The organism is Plantactinospora mayteni, from assembly GCF_016862935.1.
GTDB classification, from domain to species: domain Bacteria; phylum Actinomycetota; class Actinomycetes; order Mycobacteriales; family Micromonosporaceae; genus Plantactinospora; species Plantactinospora mayteni.
In genome coordinates, this window is sequence record NZ_BONX01000018.1 from 105511 (window position 1) to 122397 (window position 16887).

General features: G+C 71.6%; 17 protein-coding genes. 11 read left to right on the top strand and 6 right to left on the bottom strand.

The features are described 5' to 3' along the window. Positions 1-382: 382 nt before the first annotated feature. Positions 383-616, bottom strand: coding sequence for a winged helix-turn-helix domain-containing protein (locus Pma05_RS13940; protein ID WP_203857808.1), 234 nt, complete (start codon positions 614-616; stop codon positions 383-385). A 345-nt stretch (positions 617-961) separates the two neighbouring features. Here Pma05_RS13940 and Pma05_RS13945 point away from each other — a divergent pair, with 345 nt between their 5' ends. The 7 genes from Pma05_RS13945 to Pma05_RS13975 all read left to right on the top strand — a co-directional run bounded on the left by Pma05_RS13945 (position 962) and on the right by Pma05_RS13975 (position 7861). Then, positions 962-1450, top strand: a complete 489-nt coding sequence (locus tag Pma05_RS13945; protein WP_203857809.1) for a hypothetical protein — start codon at positions 962-964, stop codon at positions 1448-1450. Beyond that, positions 1447-2010: a hypothetical protein gene (locus tag Pma05_RS13950; protein ID WP_203857810.1), complete on the top strand. Its 564-nt coding sequence runs from the start codon at positions 1447-1449 to the stop codon at positions 2008-2010. Before Pma05_RS13945 ends, Pma05_RS13950 begins: the two co-directional genes overlap by 4 nt. 192 nt (positions 2011-2202) lie before the next feature. Further along, on the top strand, positions 2203-2469 hold the full coding sequence (locus Pma05_RS13955) for a DivIVA domain-containing protein (protein WP_203857811.1): 267 nt from the start codon (positions 2203-2205) through the stop codon (positions 2467-2469). Next, positions 2466-2936, top strand: a complete 471-nt coding sequence (locus tag Pma05_RS13960; RefSeq protein WP_203857812.1) for a hypothetical protein — start codon at positions 2466-2468, stop codon at positions 2934-2936. The genes Pma05_RS13955 and Pma05_RS13960 overlap by 4 nt, the downstream gene beginning before the upstream one ends. 161 nt (positions 2937-3097) lie before the next feature. Continuing rightward, positions 3098-4417: an EI24 domain-containing protein gene (locus tag Pma05_RS13965; RefSeq protein ID WP_203857813.1), complete on the top strand. Its 1320-nt coding sequence runs from the start codon at positions 3098-3100 to the stop codon at positions 4415-4417. 109 nt (positions 4418-4526) lie between these two features. Next, positions 4527-5996, top strand: coding sequence for a WGR domain-containing protein (locus Pma05_RS13970; protein WP_239312335.1), 1470 nt, complete (start codon positions 4527-4529; stop codon positions 5994-5996). Positions 5997-6127: 131 nt separating this feature from the next. Next, positions 6128-7861, top strand: coding sequence for a LamG-like jellyroll fold domain-containing protein (locus Pma05_RS13975; RefSeq protein WP_203857814.1), 1734 nt, complete (start codon positions 6128-6130; stop codon positions 7859-7861). A 100-nt stretch (positions 7862-7961) separates the two neighbouring features. On the opposite strand, the gene nagA is transcribed toward Pma05_RS13975, so the two are convergent. The 3 genes from nagA to Pma05_RS13990 all read right to left on the bottom strand — a co-directional run bounded on the left by nagA (position 7962) and on the right by Pma05_RS13990 (position 11080). Continuing rightward, a complete protein-coding gene (nagA, locus tag Pma05_RS13980) occupies positions 7962-9083 on the bottom strand; it encodes an N-acetylglucosamine-6-phosphate deacetylase (RefSeq protein ID WP_203857815.1) in 1122 nt (373 codons plus the stop codon). Positions 9084-9146: 63 nt separating this feature from the next. Continuing rightward, complete coding sequence (locus Pma05_RS13985) at positions 9147-10154, bottom strand: ROK family protein (protein WP_203857816.1); 1008 nt, start codon at positions 10152-10154, stop codon at positions 9147-9149. Beyond that, positions 10151-11080 (bottom strand): SIS domain-containing protein, encoded by a 930-nt coding sequence (locus tag Pma05_RS13990; RefSeq protein WP_203857817.1) that lies wholly within the window; start codon positions 11078-11080, stop codon positions 10151-10153. Before Pma05_RS13990 ends, Pma05_RS13985 begins: the two co-directional genes overlap by 4 nt. A gap of 224 nt (positions 11081-11304) precedes the next feature. Here Pma05_RS13990 and Pma05_RS13995 point away from each other — a divergent pair, with 224 nt between their 5' ends. The 3 genes from Pma05_RS13995 to Pma05_RS14005 all read left to right on the top strand — a co-directional run bounded on the left by Pma05_RS13995 (position 11305) and on the right by Pma05_RS14005 (position 13670). Next, positions 11305-12090: a DeoR/GlpR family DNA-binding transcription regulator gene (locus tag Pma05_RS13995; protein WP_203857818.1), complete on the top strand. Its 786-nt coding sequence runs from the start codon at positions 11305-11307 to the stop codon at positions 12088-12090. 183 nt (positions 12091-12273) lie between these two features. Then, positions 12274-12969 (top strand): hypothetical protein, encoded by a 696-nt coding sequence (locus Pma05_RS14000; protein WP_203857819.1) that lies wholly within the window; start codon positions 12274-12276, stop codon positions 12967-12969. Between the two features lie 176 nt (positions 12970-13145). Beyond that, on the top strand, positions 13146-13670 hold the full coding sequence (locus Pma05_RS14005) for a hypothetical protein (RefSeq protein ID WP_203857820.1): 525 nt from the start codon (positions 13146-13148) through the stop codon (positions 13668-13670). A gap of 122 nt (positions 13671-13792) precedes the next feature. On the opposite strand, the gene Pma05_RS14010 is transcribed toward Pma05_RS14005, so the two are convergent. Beyond that, positions 13793-14443, bottom strand: a complete 651-nt coding sequence (locus Pma05_RS14010) for a response regulator (RefSeq protein WP_203857821.1) — start codon at positions 14441-14443, stop codon at positions 13793-13795. Beyond that, on the bottom strand, positions 14440-15576 hold the full coding sequence (locus Pma05_RS14015) for a sensor histidine kinase (RefSeq protein WP_203857822.1): 1137 nt from the start codon (positions 15574-15576) through the stop codon (positions 14440-14442). Before Pma05_RS14015 ends, Pma05_RS14010 begins: the two co-directional genes overlap by 4 nt. Before the next feature lie 154 nt (positions 15577-15730). On the opposite strand from Pma05_RS14015, the gene Pma05_RS14020 reads away from it, so the two are divergent. Then, complete coding sequence (locus Pma05_RS14020; protein WP_203857823.1) at positions 15731-16621, top strand: hypothetical protein; 891 nt, start codon at positions 15731-15733, stop codon at positions 16619-16621. Positions 16622-16887 lie beyond the last annotated feature (266 nt).

Below are 16887 nucleotides of genomic sequence, written 5' to 3' on the forward strand. Positions count from 1 at the left end.
GCACATTGCCATTGGCAACGGCTGCACAGTCGCTTGACGATGCGTCTACAGCGGAATGACGGCGAACCCTCGCCGACCGGCTTCGGGTGCTGCGGAGGGAGCACGCCGACCGAAGCTGGTGCTGGCGGGGCGCCGTTGGATCGGCATGGTAGGGCCGAAGGGAGTCAGCTCAGTGGGAGGACTGGGCCGTTGCGGTGGCCTGCCCTGCCTCCGACCGGCGTGCTAGGCGACCTCGGTAGCCGGCGTCGCCCTCGCCCGTACGGCGTCGAGGATCGTGATGATCCGGTCGACATCCTCGGAGGCGAAGAGGGTCTCCGGGCCAGCTACGGTCGACGCGGGACAACCTCAGGGGCTCCCTGGGGACCATTTGAGCTGTCCGGACCTACACCAGCGGTGGGTTCTCCGCCACGAAGGTTCCCTTGCCTTGATGACCTTCGACAAGGCCACGCTCACGAAGAATTCGTAGCGCGTTCTGAGCCGTGGTCACGCTGATCTTGAACTGATCGGCAAGCTGCGCGTAGGTCGGCAGCTTGTCTCCAGGCGCCAGTTCACCAGCGCGGATCTGCTCCGTGATCGCGTCGATGACACGTTGGTAGTCAGCAGGTCGGTTGGGCATGGGTGGGCACTCCTCGCTCGGCCCATCCATCTCACCATGTGAGTTCCTTACCTACAACATCGTAGGTGGCTACGTTGCCTAAGATCGCCCCCGGATCTACGCATCCGGCTTCGTCGCGTACAAGGTGTCACCCCGATCCCAATGTTCATTAACTTAGACGTCTAAGACGCTTAACGTCTCCTGTGTGGAACTCCTCGCTCGGCGGCCTGGTGTTCCGCTTCCCCCGGGTTGTACGGCCCGGAAACGTGTCGGGGTGGCCACCGGGCCACCGAGCGGTGACCCGAACCTGACCTGGTGGTTCGGGCTGCCCCGGCACGCCAAACACACCTCGTGGAAGGGGACCAGGTGACAGTGACGGAAGTGGCCGGCACACCCGTGACCGACCGGAGTGCCTACCTCGAACTCATCCGAGAGTTGGCCAGGAGTGACGCGGAGGCTTACCGCCAGCGCTGCGCGGAGCTGGACGAGCAGGGCTGGAGTGAGCTGGGCCTGGTGGTCGGGGCCGGGTTCTTCCTGGCGGCCCGACGGCGGCTGGCGACCTTCTCGGACCAGGCGGCGATCATCCAGTTCGTCGCCGACACTCGGGTCGCGCTGGTGGGCACGGTCGGCGACCTCGACCCCAAAGTCGCCGAGCGCCTGATCGAAAGCGCGACGACCGGCGACATCAGTGCGGTCGAGCAGCTCGACCCCAACCTCGTCATCGAGGTGGAGATGCTGCTCCTCTGGGGCCTGCTCCGACCGCTGTCGGATGACGAGCTGTCCCGGTTCCTGTCCGACGTCGGTTCGCTCTCCCACCAGTGGGCTGCCGACGCACCTACCGGAGGTGTGCGGTGACGGTCCCGGAACCGAGGACGGACGGCGCGACCCCGGAGAACGTACCGACGGACACCCCGGAGGCGAGTGCGGCGTGGGCGGCGGAGCAGGTCGCGGGCGAGTTGCGGGACGCGTACCTGACCGTCTCGGCGGCTGCCGCGCTGCTGGAGCGGACCGGCGCCGGCTCGGCGCATCCGGAGCTGCGCCAGGCCCGCCGCTGCACCGAGGACGCACTCGACCTCGCCAGCCACGCGGAACAGTTGGTCGGCGGCGGCATCCGGCGCGTGCACGAACGCTTCGGTCGGGATGACGTGACCAGCATCGGGCAGGTCGCCGGGATGCTGACCGTGTCGCAGACCCAGTTCGCCGAGGCGGCCGAACGGATCGCCGGGCTGCCCGACCGGCTGCGCGGCGCCGGCCAGCGGCTCCGGGACGCGGGTGACCCCGACTATTCCACCGACACCGTGACCGAGCAGTGGGCGCAGGCCGCCGACCAGCTCGGCCTGATGACGGCCAGCCTGACCGAGGCGGCCGGCGCGCTGGCGTCGTACACCGATCGGCTGACCGGCGCGACCAGCTAGAGCCTCTTCCGGACGCTGCGGGGCGCGGCGGCCGGAAGCGGGAAAGGGCCCGGGGCGGGTGCCGGGCTCCGGCCGCCGGCTGTCCGGGCAGCCGACGGCCGACCCCGCCCGCCTCGGTGCCGCCCCTCGCTACCCCTGACGGAGGACCGACGTGCAACACACCCATCTGCTGGCAGCGGCCCGAGTGCCGCGATGATCTATCGAGCCGGGCAGCGCATCCAGCCGTCCCAGGTCCGCGCGGCCACGTTTCGTTCGCGGCGGCGCGGCCTCGACCCCGAAGAGGTGTACGCCTACCTCGGCCGCCTCGCCGACGAACTGGAGAACCTGCGGCGGGCGGAGAGCATGGCCCGTACCGAGGCGGAACGGATCCGGCAGGGGCTGCGGCAGTGGCAGACCCGGCACGCCCGCTGCTGGTTCGTCCACTCGTCCCGGCCGACGCCCAACCGAGGGCCGTGGTGAGCGGGAGCGACCTCGACACGGCCGACCGAAGTGGCTGCTGGAGCGGCTACCTCGAACTGATCCGGGAACTGGTCCGGGGCGATCCGGCGGCGTACCGCCAGCGGTGTACCCAACTGGACGAGACCGGTTGGGCGGACCTGGGGCTGGTGATCGGCGCCGCCTACTTTCTCGCGGTCCGGCTGCGTGGGGGGAGGTTTCCGGACCAGGTGGAGATCATCTGGTACGTCGCGGGCGCTCGGGCCGAGCTGGTGGGTACCGGCTTCGACGTCGACCCGAGAGTTGCCGAACGGCTCATCGGGGCCGCCACGATCAGCAACCCCGACGACCTGGGCGACATCGACCCCAAGCTTGTCGTCGAGTCCGAGATGCTGCTGCTCTGGAGGCTGCTCCGCCCGCTGCCGGACGACGAGATGTCGCGGTTCCTGGCCGAGGTCGACCTGCTCGCGACCCGGTGGGCGGCGGAGTAGCGACCGTGCCCCCGACACCTCTGGTAAGCGCGGCCGGTGACGGTAACCGGCGGGACGGAAAATTCCGGGACCGGAACTACACTGCTCGATGACTCGGGCCGGGAGGGCTCTGCCGTATCCATCAGGTCGACCGTTCCGCCCCGACGGTCACGGAATACCCGATGAACGAGAGGTCGTCGAGGCTGATGCGTACGCCTGAGCCGGAACCCCCGACCCCGATCCGTCCGGGAGAGGCCGCCCCGCCCGACGTACCGTTGGCGGGTTTCCTCCCGCACCAGGTCGTCCCGGCCGAGGCGTCCGCACTGGCGCCGGTGGAGCCTCCCCCGGCCGCCGGTCCGTCGCAGCAGTGGATTCCCCGGCAGTTGCCCGTTCCAGACGTCGAGGCGCTGCGCCAGGCCAGCCGCGCGGTGGCTGGCGGTGCCGCGCAGACCGCCGCCTCGCTGGCGACGGGAGCGGCACAGACGGCCGCCTCGGTGGCCACCGGCGCCGCGCAGACGGCCGCGACGGTGGCGACCGGAGCGGCCCGGACGGCGCGGACCGCCGCCTATCGGGGTACCCGGCCGATCGTGAACTTCGGCGCCGGGATCGGCTACTTCTTCCGGGGCGCCGGGCGGTTCCTCGGCAGCCCGGCGCTCTGGCTCTATGCGTTCGCCCCGCTCGTGCTGCTGGCGCTGGTGTTGTTCGGCATCGCGCACACCGTCGAGGCCGGCGCCGCCGCCGTGATCGGTTGGCTCACCTCGTTCGCCGAGAGCTGGCCGGAGTGGATCCACAGTACGCTCGGCGGGATCCTGCTCTGGGGCGTACGGATCGGTGTGCACTTCGCCCTCGGCTATCTCGTACTGCCGCTGAGCATCGTGCTCGGCGCGCCCTGCTACGTGCTGCTCGCCCGCCGGATGGAGCGTCGGCTCGGTACGGTCGAGCCGGTCGCCGACGCCACCGGCCGGGCACCCTCGTTGTGGCGGGCGTGCGGGGTCGCCATCCGGCAGGCCGTCCTGGTCACCCTGGTGGTCCAGTTGGGCTGGCTGCTGCTGGTGCCGCTGCTGCTCGTGCCGGGGCTCAACGTCTTCGTGGCGATCGGCGCGGTCGCCGTCTTCAACGGGTTCCTGGTCGGACTGCTGATGCTGGCGATCCCGCTGCACCACCACGGGACGTCGACGTTCCGAGGGCAGCTCCGGGCGGTCTGGCGGCACCGGGCCAGCGTGATCGGGTTCGGTGCCACCAGCGGGCTGCTGCTCGGGGCGCCGTTCACCTCGCTGCGCGCCCTCGTCGCGCCGATGGTCTTCACCGGTGCGGTACTGCTGCACCGCCGGATGCGCCGGGTCGACGCGACGACACCCGGACCGGCCACCCCGGCGCCGCTACCGTCACCGGGGCCGCTACCGGGGCCGCTACCGGTGCCGCTACCAGGACCGGGACCGGGGCCGCTATCAGGGCCGCTACCGGGACCAGGAGCAGGAGCACAGGCGCTACCGCCCGGCTGAGCCTCTTCCGGCAGAAGGCGGGTGGCGGCCCCGCTCCGAAGGGGACGTTTGCCCGGTGCCCGGATTCTGTCGGTCCCCGGGACTACCGTCTGGTCCGTCGCTGCCGCTGGTGTTGCTACCGCCGGCTGTCACCCCCACCCCGGAGGCCCAGACCCTTATGTCCCAGGAGACGACCTACCTCGAACTGTCCGAAGTGGACGGCAGCTCGCACAAGTTCTACGAGGTGACCGTCGACGGCCCGGAGTTGACCGTCCGCTACGGCCGGATCGGTGACGCGGGCCAGGTCAAACGGAACGTCTTCGCCAACGCCGATCGCGCCCAGAAGGAGGCGTCCAAGAAGATCGGCGAGAAGGTGCGCAAGGGCTACGCTCCGGCCGTCCGCGGGGTGCGACAGAAGCGCTCGGTCTCCCGACGGCAGATCGTCAGCACCCGCTCCACCGCCCGCCGGGCACCGGTGCTCTGGCGCTACGACTCGGGCGCTCCGGCGTTCGGCATCTTCGTCGACCGGCAGGGCTGCCTGGTCGGCAACGAGCACGGCGTGATCACCACGCTCGACCACAACGCCGAGGTGGTCCAGCAGTACAGGCTGCCGGACGGGGTCAAATGCATCGTCGCCGACGACGACTGGCGCTACGCCGGCTGCGACGACGGCAACGTCTACGACATCTCCGGCAAGGTGCCCCGGCTGGCCTACCGGATCGCGCCGGACATCGACATCTACTGGCTCGACATCCACGACGGTGTGCTCGGTGTCTCCGACTCCGGCGGCGGAATCGCCGCGATCGACCACGAGGACGAGTTCATCTGGCGGCGACAGGGCCACGGCTCGGCCGGCTGGATGGTGCGCTGCGACGCGGACACCATCTATCACGGCGCCTCGAAGGGGGTGACCGGCTACGACTGGCGTACCGGGCAGCAGCGTTGGCACCGGCCGACCAGTGCGGTGCTGTTCGGCTGGCAGGAGCCGGGCGAGGTCTACGCCGGTACGGTGGCCAACCAGGTGACCCGGCTGAGCAAGCAGGGCCAGTCGGAGCGGATCTACCGGTGCGACGCCCCGATCTACTCCTGCGCCACCGCGCCCGGCGGCGAGTACGTCTTCGCCGGGGACAGCTCCTCCTCGATCTACTGCTTCGACGCCGCCGGCAACCGGCTGTGGAAGCTCGGCACCGGCTGCGGCTCGGCCTACTCCATGCAATACCACGAGCAGCGGCTCTACATCGTCACCACCACCGGCGCGCTCTCCTGCATCGACGCCAGCGAACCGGCGATCCGCGCGGCCGAACAGGGCAGTGTGCCGGTGGTGGTGGACGTGAAGGCGCCACCCCGGCTGCCGGCGGTGCTGCCATCCACCACGGTCGAGATCACCCACGACGCGGGCGACGGCGTGCTGGTGGAGTGCGTCGACGAGGGCGGCCGGCTGCGGATCCGGGTGCTCTCCGACGGATTCCGGCGGGACTGGCTGGTGCAGTTCCCCAAGGGCATCCGCGAGCCGATGGCCCGCTACCTGGTCAGCGAGGTACGCGAGGCGGGGCGGGGCGGCTTCTACCGGGCGTACGGCGACATCCGCCGGCTCGTCTGAGGCGTTGCCCGCCGTGACCCGGGCCGCCCCGCTAGCGAAGCCCGTTGATGCCAGTGCTGTTGTCCAAGATTTACGAGCTTGATATCGTCACCATCCGATAACTCAGGGTTGTCGCATCGTCGGGGGATGTCATGCCTTCTGGTCGTGTCCGTCTGCTGTCCGTCACCGGCGGTTGGCGCCTACCGGTACTGCCGGCCGTGGCCGGTGCGCTGATCGCCGCCATGGTCGTGGCTCCGACCGGTCCTGCCGCTGCATCACCGGCGCACGACCAGCTCAGGCAGTGGGCCCGCGCGGCCTCGGGTCCCGCCTCGGACACCGTCGACGTCACTCCGCCGCCGATGCCCGGCGCCGTGACCTCGACCGACTACCCGGATGGCGGCGCACCGCACGGGGCGGTCGGCTGGCCGGGAGTCTTCGAGATCGCGCCACCCGAGGTGGATCCGGGCGACGTCGAGGAGTACGCCTGGACCTTCGATTCGGGGATCACCCCGGCCACCGCTGCCAGGATTCCGGCCCGGCCGGCGGATCGTGGGGCAACGTTGACGGTCAGCCCACCCCGCGACGGAATCAACACCCTGCGTGTGTGGTCGAGGAACGACTCCGGCCGGTACTCGACCACGGCACGGACCTATACCTTCAGCGTACGGGCGCCGTGGGGGCCCGCCGGGCGGTGGACCTTCGAGGAGGCCGGCGGCGACGCCGTTGACGTGAGCGGGCACGGCAACACGGCCGCCCTCGACGGCTCGGCGGCCCGGGTGCCGGGGCGCTCGGGAGTCGGCACGGCGCTGGCCCTTGACGGGAGCGCGGCCGGCACGGTGACCGGGCCGGTGACGCTCACCCGCCCGAGTGAGAGCGCGGCGGTGCCGGTCCGGACGGATGCGAGCTTCACGGTCGCCGCCTGGGCCAGGATCGGTGCGCCGCCCGGCCCGGCCGAGCAGGTCGTGTTGGCCGGGAACGGTACACGTACCTTCTCGTATTCGTTGAGCTACGCGGGCGGCGTCGACCGGTGGCGGTTCTCGATGACCGGCGCGGACGCGGACGACCCGGCGGTGTCTTCGGTGCCGTCCGACGCGGTCGCGGTGGTCGGGAAGTGGACGCATCTGGCCGGGGTCTACGACGCGTCGACCCGGACGCTGACCCTCTACGTCGACGGGGTGCCGCAGAACACGACCACCACGTTGACCACCGGCTTTGACGCCGCGACCGACACGACGATCGGCAAGCGTCGGTGGAACGGTGCCGACGACGGGTTCTTCACTGGTGCTGTTGACGACGTACGGATCTACGACTACCTCGAAACCCCGGCCACGCTCGCCCAGCTCGCGGTGCCGCTGCAACCGGCGATCACCTTCCCCAACGGGACGGTCGTCGACGTCGGCGGCCAGCTCACCGTCGTGTTCGACGCCGGTGGCGACACCAACGTGGTGAAGTTCCGTTACAGCGTCGACAGCACCGGGTTGGGCGCCGAGGTGGCGGCAACGGAGCCGGGCGGCACGGCCACGGTGACCGTCGGCGTCGGCAGCCACATCGGCGACTGGTCGTTGTACGCGGTCGCGGTCGACGGCGGCAACCGGGCCAGCGGCTTGGCGCGGGGGCAGTTTACCGTGGTCGGGCAGCCGTACCTCACCGGTGCCGTGATCGATGTCGAGACGTTCACGCCGGTCGTGGGCGCCACGGTGCGGTTGGAGCCGGGCGGCTTCGAGTCGGTCAGCAGTGCCGACGGAACCTACTCGTTCACCGGTATCCCCGCCGGCACCTACACCGTGTCGACCAGCCATGAGGGGCTCTGCGGCAGCGTAACGATCGACGTCTCCCCAGCAGGGGTGTACTTCGATCTCTATCTGCTGCCGTGTGCCGCGACCTGACGTTGCTGGAGGCTTGGCTGCTGCGTTCCTCGGCGGGACCCCTCGGCAGGGTGCAAGGCGACGAACCCGCCGTGGCGCCCTCTCCGGTGGGTACGCCCTCCTACTCGATCCACTCGCCGGCGCGCATCACCCGGACGACGTTCAGGTCGTCGTCCAGTACCACCAGGTCGGCCCGCCAGCCGGGCATCAGCGCGCCGACCCGCTGGCCGAGCCCGATCGCCCGGGCCGGGGTGGTCGCGGCCATCCGGCAGGCGTCCACCATGGACACCCCGGCCGCCACTGTCGCGCGCAGCGCCGCGTCCATGGTCAGTACGCTGCCGGCGATCGCCCCCGGCGAGGAGTCCGAAGTGGCCAGCCGGACGGTGCCGTCGGCCACCACCACCGGCTGGCCGCCCAGTTCGTACTCGCCGTCCGGCATTCCGGCGGCGGCCATCGCGTCGGTGATCAGCGCGGCCCGGTCCGGTCCGGCCACCCCGGCGGCGAACGCCAGCGTGCCCTGGTGCAGGTGTACGCCGTCCGCGACCAGCTCGCAGACCACGTTGGGGGAGCCGAGCAGCGCGAACACCGGCCCCGGCTCCCGATGGTGCGCGCTGGGCATGCCGTTGAACAGGTGGGTCGCCACGGTCGCCCCGGCGATCACCCCGGCGCCGGTCTGCTCGTACGTGGCGTCGGTGTGCCCGATCGCCGCGACGACCCGCCGGGAGACGAGTAGTTCGATCGCGGCCAGCGCGCCGGGCAGCTCGGGGGCGAGGGTGACCATCCGGACCGTACCGTCGCCGAGGGCGAGCAGTTCGGTCAGCTCGTCCAGGGACGGGGCGCGGAGGAACTTCGGGTTCTGCGCCCCGCAGCGCACCCCCGACAGGTAGGGCCCCTCGTAGTGCACGCCGGCCAGCACGCCCTCCTTGACCAGCGGCGCGTACGCCTCGGTGGCGTCCCGCATCAGCTCGTACGGCGAACTGACCAGGCTGGCCAGCATGCTGGTGGTGCCGTGCGAGAGGTGGAACGCGGCGGCGGCCCGGGCCGCGTCGGCGTCGCCGGTGGTGAAGGTGTGCCCGCCGCCCCCGTGACTGTGCATGTCCACGAAGCCGGGCACGATCCAGTGCCCGTCCCGGACGGACGGGTATTCGGCGACCGCCGAGATCCGATCGCCGTCCAGCTCCACGCATCCCTGCCGGATCACGCCGGTCGGGGTTACCACCTTGCCACTGACCCGGACGGTCATGTCGTCTCCTTGCTGCGCTCGTCGTCGCCATGACATATCAGACAGGGCCGACCGACGATCTCGTCAGGCCCGGTCATGTCGTCGTACCCGATTCAGGGTGTCGAGGGCGAGCAGGGCGGCGCCGAGGGAGCCGGCCTCGTCGCCGAGGGCCGCGCGCAGCAGCCGGGGCTCGGTCTGGAAGGTCAGCCGCTGCCGCAGCGCCACGCCGAGCGGGTCGAGCAGGTCGGCACCGGCCTCGGCCAGCCCGCCGCCGAGTACGACGACCTCGGTGTCGTAGAGCGCCTGGGCGATGGCCAGCCCGTCGGCCAGGGCGTCGATGGTCTCCCGCCACACCCGGGTCGCCGCCTCCTCGCCGCCGGCCGCCCGGGTGACCACCTCGGCGGCGGTCGCCGGACCACCGGTCAGCGCCGTGTAGCGCCGGCCGACCGCAGCGGCCGAGGCGACCGCCTCCAGACAGCCGCGCCGGCCGCAGCCGCAGACCGGCCCGTCGGGGCGTACCACGACGTGGCCCAGTTCGCCGGCGGCGCCGTGCGCGCCCGCGAAGGCCGACCCGCCGACCACGTGCGCGGCGGCGATCCCGGTGCCGATGGCCAGGAAGAGCACGTGCCGGGTGCCCCGTCCGGCGCCGAGCCGGGCCTCGGCGAGCCCGCCCACCCGCACGTCGTGGCCGAGCGCCGCGGGCAGGCCCAGCCGCGCGGTGAGCAGCTTCCGCAGGGGTACGTCCCGGAAGCCCAGGTTGGCCGACCAGATCGCCCGGCCGGTGGTCTCGTCGACCACCCCCGGCACGGCGAGCCCGACCGCGACCGGGGTGAGCCCGTCGGCCCGCGCCTTCCCGGTGAGCCCTTCGGCGACATCGAGGATGCTCTCCACCACGGCCGCCGGCCCGCGCTCGGCCCGGGTGTGGTGCCGTTCGGTGTGTACGACGCGCCCGTCGGGTCGGACCAGGGCACACTTCATCCCGGTCCCGCCGACGTCGAGCGCGACGACCACCTCCCCGACCCTGCCGCCGGCGGGCGCCTCGCCGGCTGGCGCGATGCCGGCTCCGGCGGGCGGCTCGGCGGGGTCGGTCATGCGAGGACCACGGACCGGGTGAGGTGCCGGGGCGCGTCCGGGTCGAGGCCGCGCCCCTTGGCCAGGGCGACCGCGAAGCGCTGCGCCAGGATCAGGTCGGCCATCGGGTCCAGCGGCGGCCGGCCCGCCGCCCAGCCGCCGATCACCGCGTGTACGCCGTTGGTCCGGCTGTGCACGAACGCCGCCCCGGTGGCCGCGATGTCCTCGGCCAGCCCGTCGGGGATCTCGCCGAACGCCCAGACCACCCGGCCCGGTGCGGCGATCGAGATCGGGCCGTGCCGGTAGTCCATCGCCGGGTACGCCTCGGCCCAGGCGGTGGCCGCCTCGCGGCACTTGAGCGCCGCCTCGTGGGCGATCCCGACCGTCCAGCCCCGGCCGAGGAAGGTGATCTGCTCCACCCGGGAGGGGTCGAACGGCAGCGGGGCGCGTACCGCCACCTCGGCGTCGGCGGCCAGCGCGGTGATCCCGGTGCCGAGGTGGGTCCGGAGCAGGGCCAGGGCGCTGGTGGCGAACCGGGTCTGCACCACCGAGCGCTCGTCGGCGAAGGGCATCGCGACGGTCTGCTCGGCGAGGTCCACGGCCGGCGAGCCGGGGTCGCCGACGATCACGGTGCTCGGCCGGCGCCCGCGCAGCGCGGAGAGTACGTCCAGCACCTCGGTGGTGGTGCCGGACCGGGTGATCGCCACGACCCGGTCGTACCGGCGGTCGAGCGGGAACTCGGAGGACTGGAAGGCGTCGGTCTCGCCGTGCCCGGCGCGCTCGCGCAGCCCGGCGTACGCCATCGCCATGAACCAGGAGGTGCCGCAGCCGACGACGGCGACCCGTTCGCCGGGCCGGGGCAGTGCGGAGGTGGAGTCGGCGGCCAGCCCGGCGGCCTGTCGCCAGCACTCGGGTTGACTGGCGATCTCCGCGTCGACGTGGCCCATCGCAGCTCCTCGCGGGCGGGAGGCCGCACCGGCGGGGCGGCGCCATGTGACGGCGGACCGCCCTGCGCAATACGGCTCAGTTTGACGATCTTTCGCGCGTTATTCTGCGCGAAACATCACGGTCGTGGCAACCGTGTGCAGCTTCGCGCAGAACACAGTTTTGCGGCGGCGCGTTTCGCGCACTATTGTGCACGGAATCTCCGCAACGAAGCTGGAGGCCCGGGGTGGACCGCTACGCGAGATGGAACGCGCTGCTCGAACTGCTGACCGACACCGGTCGGGTCAGTGTGGAGGACGCCGCCGCCCGGCTGGACGTGTCGCAGGCGACCATCCGGCGTGACTTCGACCAGCTCGCCCAGCAGCAGATGATCACGCGTACCCGGGGCGGAGCGGTCGCCAACGGCGTCTCGTACGACCTGCCGCTGCGCTACAAGACCGCCAAGCACTCGGCCGAGAAGCAGCGGATCGGTGCCGCCGCCGCGGCCCTGGTCGCCCCGGGGATGGTGGTCGGGCTCAACGGCGGCACCACCACCACCGAGGTGGCCCGGGGGCTGGCCGTCCGGCCCGACCTGAACAGCAGCGCCGACGGCGCCCAGTTGACCGTGGTGACCAACGCGCTGAACATCGCCAACGAGCTGCTGGTCCGGTCCCGGATGAAGATCGTGGTGGCCGGCGGGGTGGTCCGGCCGCAGTCCTTCGAGCTGGTCGGCCCGCTCGGCGGCGCGTTGCTCCGCGAGGTCACCCTGGACGTGGCGCTGCTCGGGGTGGACGCCATCGACGTACAGCTCGGTGCGGCGGCGCATCACGAGGGCGAGGCGTCGATGAACAACCTGATGGTGGCTCGGGCCAAGCGCGTCGTGATCATCGCCGACTCCTCCAAGCTGGGCGGGCACGCCTTCGCCCGGATCTGCCCGATCGAGCGGGTCGAGACCCTGGTCACCGACTCGGGTGCCGACCCGGCGACGGTCCAGGCGTTCCGGGACGCCGGCGTCAGCGTCGTCTGCGCCTGACCCACCGGAGCGTCTACCCCACCGGACCCGTCTACCCCACCGGACGGTCTACCCCACCGGACGGTCTACCCCACGGGACCGTCTACCTCACCTGAGCGCCTACCGCACCTGAGCGTCTACCCCACATGGTCGATCTTGCTGGGCGCTTGACATGCTAAAGCTAATGGCCTTAGCTTTGTGGCTATGAAGAATCCTCGGCCCACCACGCCCTCGACACCTCCTGCCACTGCCACCCGCACCCGGCCCGGTGCTCTCCTGCTCGCCGCCACCGGCATCCTGTTCGTCCTCTATCCGGCCCTCCGGCCCTGGGAGGACGAATCCACCCTGGCCGGGGCGATCGCGGCGTTGGGTTCCACCGCGTGGGTGGCCTCGCACTTGTTCGCCATGATCGGCTTCATCCTGCTGCCGCTCGGGCTCCTCGCGCTGCGCCGAGCGGTCGCCGGCACCCCGGGCGAACGGCCGGCGGTCGCCGGGCTGCTGACCGCGTGGATCGGTGCCGGGCTGGTCCTGCCGTACTACGGCGCCGAAGACTTCGGCCTGAACGCCATCGCCCGCGAGGCCGCCGAGGGCCAGCGGTTCGACCTGCTCGCCGTGGTCGAGACCGTACGCTTCAGTCCGGTCGCGGCCACCACCTTCGGGATCGGACTGCTCGCGCTCGCCGTCGGCGCGGTGCTGGCCGGGGTGGCGGTCTGGCGCTCGGGGACGCTGACCCGCTACAGCGGGATTCCGTTCGCGCTGGGATTCGCCCTGTTCCTGCCGCAGTTCTTCACGCCCGCCCCGGTGCGGATCACCCACGGCGTGCTGGTCGGGATCGGCTCGGCCTGGCTGGCCCGGGAACTGTGGAGAACGGAAACCCGCCAGCCCGCACAACTCAGCTGAACAGATCCGCTGAACAACTCACCCGAACAACTCACCCGAGCGACTCAGTCGAACGACTCAGTCGAAGGGCGGGCCGGAAGGGCCTCTCCGGCCACCAACGGGCGATGTGGACGAACCGGGCATCGCCGTACGGTCTCTCCGTCCAAGTCCGAATCAGTGATGGCGAGGTGTTCCAGATGACCGGACACGACGACGACCGGAGGCGGTTCCTGCGGCATGCCGCGGGTGCCGGCGCGGTGGCGCTCGGTGCGGCGGTAACCGCGAGCGGGGTGGCGGTGGGTACGGGCGGGCCTGCCGAGGCGTCCCCACTGGACCGCCGGAGGCAGGACAGCCCGGTCGTGGGTACCTGGCGTGGTGTCGTCACGTTGCCGCACGAGGACGAGGTGGCACTCTTCACCTTCCTGCCGGACGGCTTCTTCCTCTCCTTCGCCCAGGGGATGCACATCGCCACCGGGCGCTGGGAGCCCACCGGGCGGCGTACCGTCACGTTCACCCTCTGGCAGGTGCTGCCGGAGGACCTGAAGGGGATGCCGCTGCGCTACAACGGCGAGGTCCGGGCCCTGCACCACGCCGAGGTACGCGGCGACACGCTGACCAGCCAGGGCACCTACCGAGGGCTCGACATCGACGGCAACGAGACCGGCCGGGGGCCGGTGAGCGCCCGGGCCACCCGGTTCGACATCAGCACCTTCTGGGCATAAGCACCTTCTGGGCATCCGGCGGACCGGGCCGGCCGACCCGGCTCAGCGGAGCAGACCGGCCGACCTGGCTCAGCGGGCCGGCCCGGCCGTCCCGGCTCGGCGACCGAGCCAGCCGTCCCGGCTCAGCGGACCAGGCCGGCGCGGTGCGCCAGGATCGCCGCCTGGACCCGGTTCGTGAGCTGGAGCTTGGCGAGCAGTCGACTGACGTGGCTCTTCACGGTGGCCTCGCTGAGATAGAGCCGCCGGCCGATGTCACTGTTCGTCAGGCCCTCGGCGAGCGCGACCAGCACCTCCCGTTCCTTGTCGGTCAACACGTCGAGCCGGCGGAGGGCGTCGTGCCGGTGCGGGTCGGCCGGCTCGGCGAACCGGTGCAGCAGCTTGCGGGTGACCTGCGGCGAGAGCATGGCGTCACCGGCGGCGGCGCTGCGTACCGCGGTGGCCATCTGGTCGGCGGTGGCGTCCTTGAGCAGGAAGCCGACCGCGCCGTGCCGGAGCGCCGTCGCCACGTACTCGTCGAGGTCGAAGGTGGTCAGCACGACCACCTTCGGCGGTACCGCGGACCGGGCCAGCGCGGCGGTCGCGTCGAGCCCGTCGGCGCGGGGCATCCGGATGTCCATCAGTACCACGTCGGGGCGCAGTTCGCGGGCCTGCCGTACCGCCTCGTCCCCGTTGCCGGCCTCGCCGACCACCTCGATGTCGTCATACGCGGCCATGATGGTCCGGAGCATCGCCCGGACCATCCACTCGTCGTCCACCACCAGCAGCCGGATCACCTGTGGACCTCCAGATCCGGGTCGGTCACCGGCAGCCGGGCCGACAGCTCGAACCCGCCGTCGGCCAGTTGGCGGGTATCCAGGGTGCCGCCGACCAGCCGGACGCGTTCGGCGATGCCGAGCAGTCCGTGCCCGCCGCCCGGCGCCACCGACGGCGCACTGGTGCCGCCGTCGTCCCGGACCACCAGCCACAGTCCGTCGCCGTCCGACCCGACAGCCACGGTGGTACGGGCGTCGAACGCGTGCTTGTGCACGTTGGTCAGCGCCTCCTGCACCACCCGGTAGACCGCGTGCTGCACCAGGGCCGGGGCGGAGAGTCCGGCCTCGACGGAGAGTTCGACGGTGTGCCCGAGCGCCCGGGACGCGGCCACCAGCTCGGCCAGGTCGTCGAGGCCGGGCTGTGGGCGCAGCGGCGCGTCGGCACCGTCCCGCAGCACGCCGACCAGGGTACGCAGCTCGGCCAGCGCCTCCCGGCCGATGCCCTGGATCCGGCCGGCGATGGTCACCGCGTTCCGCCCCTGCGCCGACTCCAGCGCGGTGGCGTGCAGCACCATCAGCGCCACCCGGTGGGTGACCACGTCGTGCATGTCCCGGGCGATCTGGGCCCGCTCCTCGGCCCGGGCCTGGTCGATCCGGAGCCGCTCCTCGCGTTCGTTGCGCCGGACGCGTTCCTCCAGGTTCGCCAGCACCTCCCGGCGGGACGACAGGTAGAGCCCGACCAGCACCGGCAGGATGCAGAGCGCGATGCTGAGCGGTGCGCCCGCGTCGCCGCCGTTGGATCGCGAGATCGGCCAGGCCACCGCGATCACCATGACGGCGGTGAGCGCGATCCGCAGCCGGGCCGAGCGCAACTGGGCGCCGACGGCGTACTGCGCCAGGATCGTCCCGGGCCACGCCCCGACGACGGCCCAGCAGATCAGCGCGGAGCCCCACAGCAGCAGTGGCCGGTCGCGCCGGAGCAGTACGGCGAGTCCGGTGAGCAGCCCGAGAGCCGCGTTCACGGCCAGCGGGGCACGATGGTCGACGAGCGGGGAGCCCGCGAACAGCCCGGACTGGAACACGTCCCAGACGCCGGCCACCACACAGAGCGCCGCGAGCGGCAGGTCCACGGCGAGGCGCTGGCGGGGACCCATGTCGGAGAAGTCTAGGCAGCTCGGCCTCGTACCGCCTCCGCCGTCGGATTCATCCGAAAGTAGTGCCGGGTCCCGGCATCGGGCGACCATCGGGCGGCGGGTCGAATCAGCTCGGCCGATGGCGGCCGGATCGGCCGAACCTAGCGTCGGAGGCATGTCTATCGATCTCCGAACCGAGCCCGCCGGCCCGGCCACCGGTCGGTCCCGGCCTGCCCCCGTCACCGTGCTGCACTGGGTCTTCGTCGGTTTCGCCGCGCTGACCTTCGGGATGCTGCTGGACGGCTCCGATGCCGCCGTGTTCCGGACAGCGGCACTGGTCGGCTATCCGGTGGCGGTGCTGCTGTCGGTGGTCGCCGCGCTGCGCGGGCCGGAGCGCGGTCGCCGGATCACCATCGTGTTGCACCTGGTCCTGGCGCCGATGCAGTTCGTCTTCAGCATCCCGGCCACGATCGCGCTGCTCGGCATCCCGCTGTCGCTGACGATCCTGGGGCTGAGCCGGCCGAGGTTTCCCCGGATGTCGCCCCGGACCCGGAAGATCTGGCTGATCCTGCACGTCGGCTTCAGCGTCGGCTGGCTCGGCGTGGCGCTGACCATGACCGTAATGGCGATCATCGGCAGCGCCGCCGAGTCGCACGCGCTCCGGCACGGCGCGTACGAGGCGTTGCACGTGATCGACCTGGCAGCGGCGATCCCGTCGATGTTCCTCGCCATCATCACCGGCCTGGTGCTCTCACTCGGTACGAAGTGGGGCCTGGTCCGGCACTGGTGGGTACTGGTCAAGTTCGCCATCTCGGTGAGCATCCCGCTGCTCGCCGGGACCGTGGAGAGTGCGCTGGCCGACGAGTTGGCGCTGCGTACGGTCGATCCGGCCGCCGAGCCGGGTTCCACCGGTGTGGCCCTGACGGCCTGCCTGGCCGGGTTCACCATCGCGCTCTGGGTCGCCACCATCCTGTCGGTGGCGAAGCCGTGGCCGCGTACCCGATGGGGGCGCTCGGCCGACGCCCGGGAGCGGGCGGCTCGCCTGCACGCGCAAGCCCGCGGGTGAGGTGCACGCCGAGGTACCTCATCAGTCCCACCCGGTCGCCCTTGAAGCCAACCACAGCAGTCGGCCGCCCTCACCTGTACACCAGATGCGCTACCAGGCCCCTGTAACGCCTTCCACGTCCAGGTCACCGGTCCGGACGTCGCAACCACCCCACCCCACCGTCGCAAGCCGACCGTTGCGGCGGATCGTCGCAAGCGAAGTAGCGTGTATAGCGTGGTAGCGCGTAAAGCGATGGTACGGTGTCGGTCGTTACCGGACGTAAGCGA

What these genes read in the sequence shown, in the direction of transcription:
- Pma05_RS13940 (WP_203857808.1), bottom strand. Translation starts at nt 616, where the DNA reads ATGCCCAACCGACCTGCTGACTACCAACGTGTCATCGACGCGATCACG.
- Pma05_RS13955 (WP_203857811.1), top strand. Translation starts at nt 2,203, where the DNA reads ATGATCTATCGAGCCGGGCAGCGCATCCAGCCGTCCCAGGTCCGCGCG.
- Pma05_RS13965 (WP_203857813.1), top strand. Translation starts at nt 3,098, where the DNA reads ATGAACGAGAGGTCGTCGAGGCTGATGCGTACGCCTGAGCCGGAACCC.
- Pma05_RS13975 (WP_203857814.1), top strand. Translation starts at nt 6,128, where the DNA reads ATGCCTTCTGGTCGTGTCCGTCTGCTGTCCGTCACCGGCGGTTGGCGC.
- nagA (WP_203857815.1), bottom strand. Translation starts at nt 9,083, where the DNA reads ATGACCGTCCGGGTCAGTGGCAAGGTGGTAACCCCGACCGGCGTGATC.
- Pma05_RS13985 (WP_203857816.1), bottom strand. Translation starts at nt 10,154, where the DNA reads ATGACCGACCCCGCCGAGCCGCCCGCCGGAGCCGGCATCGCGCCAGCC.
- Pma05_RS13990 (WP_203857817.1), bottom strand. Translation starts at nt 11,080, where the DNA reads ATGGGCCACGTCGACGCGGAGATCGCCAGTCAACCCGAGTGCTGGCGA.
- Pma05_RS14000 (WP_203857819.1), top strand. Translation starts at nt 12,274, where the DNA reads ATGAAGAATCCTCGGCCCACCACGCCCTCGACACCTCCTGCCACTGCC.
- Pma05_RS14005 (WP_203857820.1), top strand. Translation starts at nt 13,146, where the DNA reads ATGACCGGACACGACGACGACCGGAGGCGGTTCCTGCGGCATGCCGCG.
- Pma05_RS14015 (WP_203857822.1), bottom strand. Translation starts at nt 15,576, where the DNA reads ATGGGTCCCCGCCAGCGCCTCGCCGTGGACCTGCCGCTCGCGGCGCTC.
- Pma05_RS14020 (WP_203857823.1), top strand. Translation starts at nt 15,731, where the DNA reads ATGTCTATCGATCTCCGAACCGAGCCCGCCGGCCCGGCCACCGGTCGG.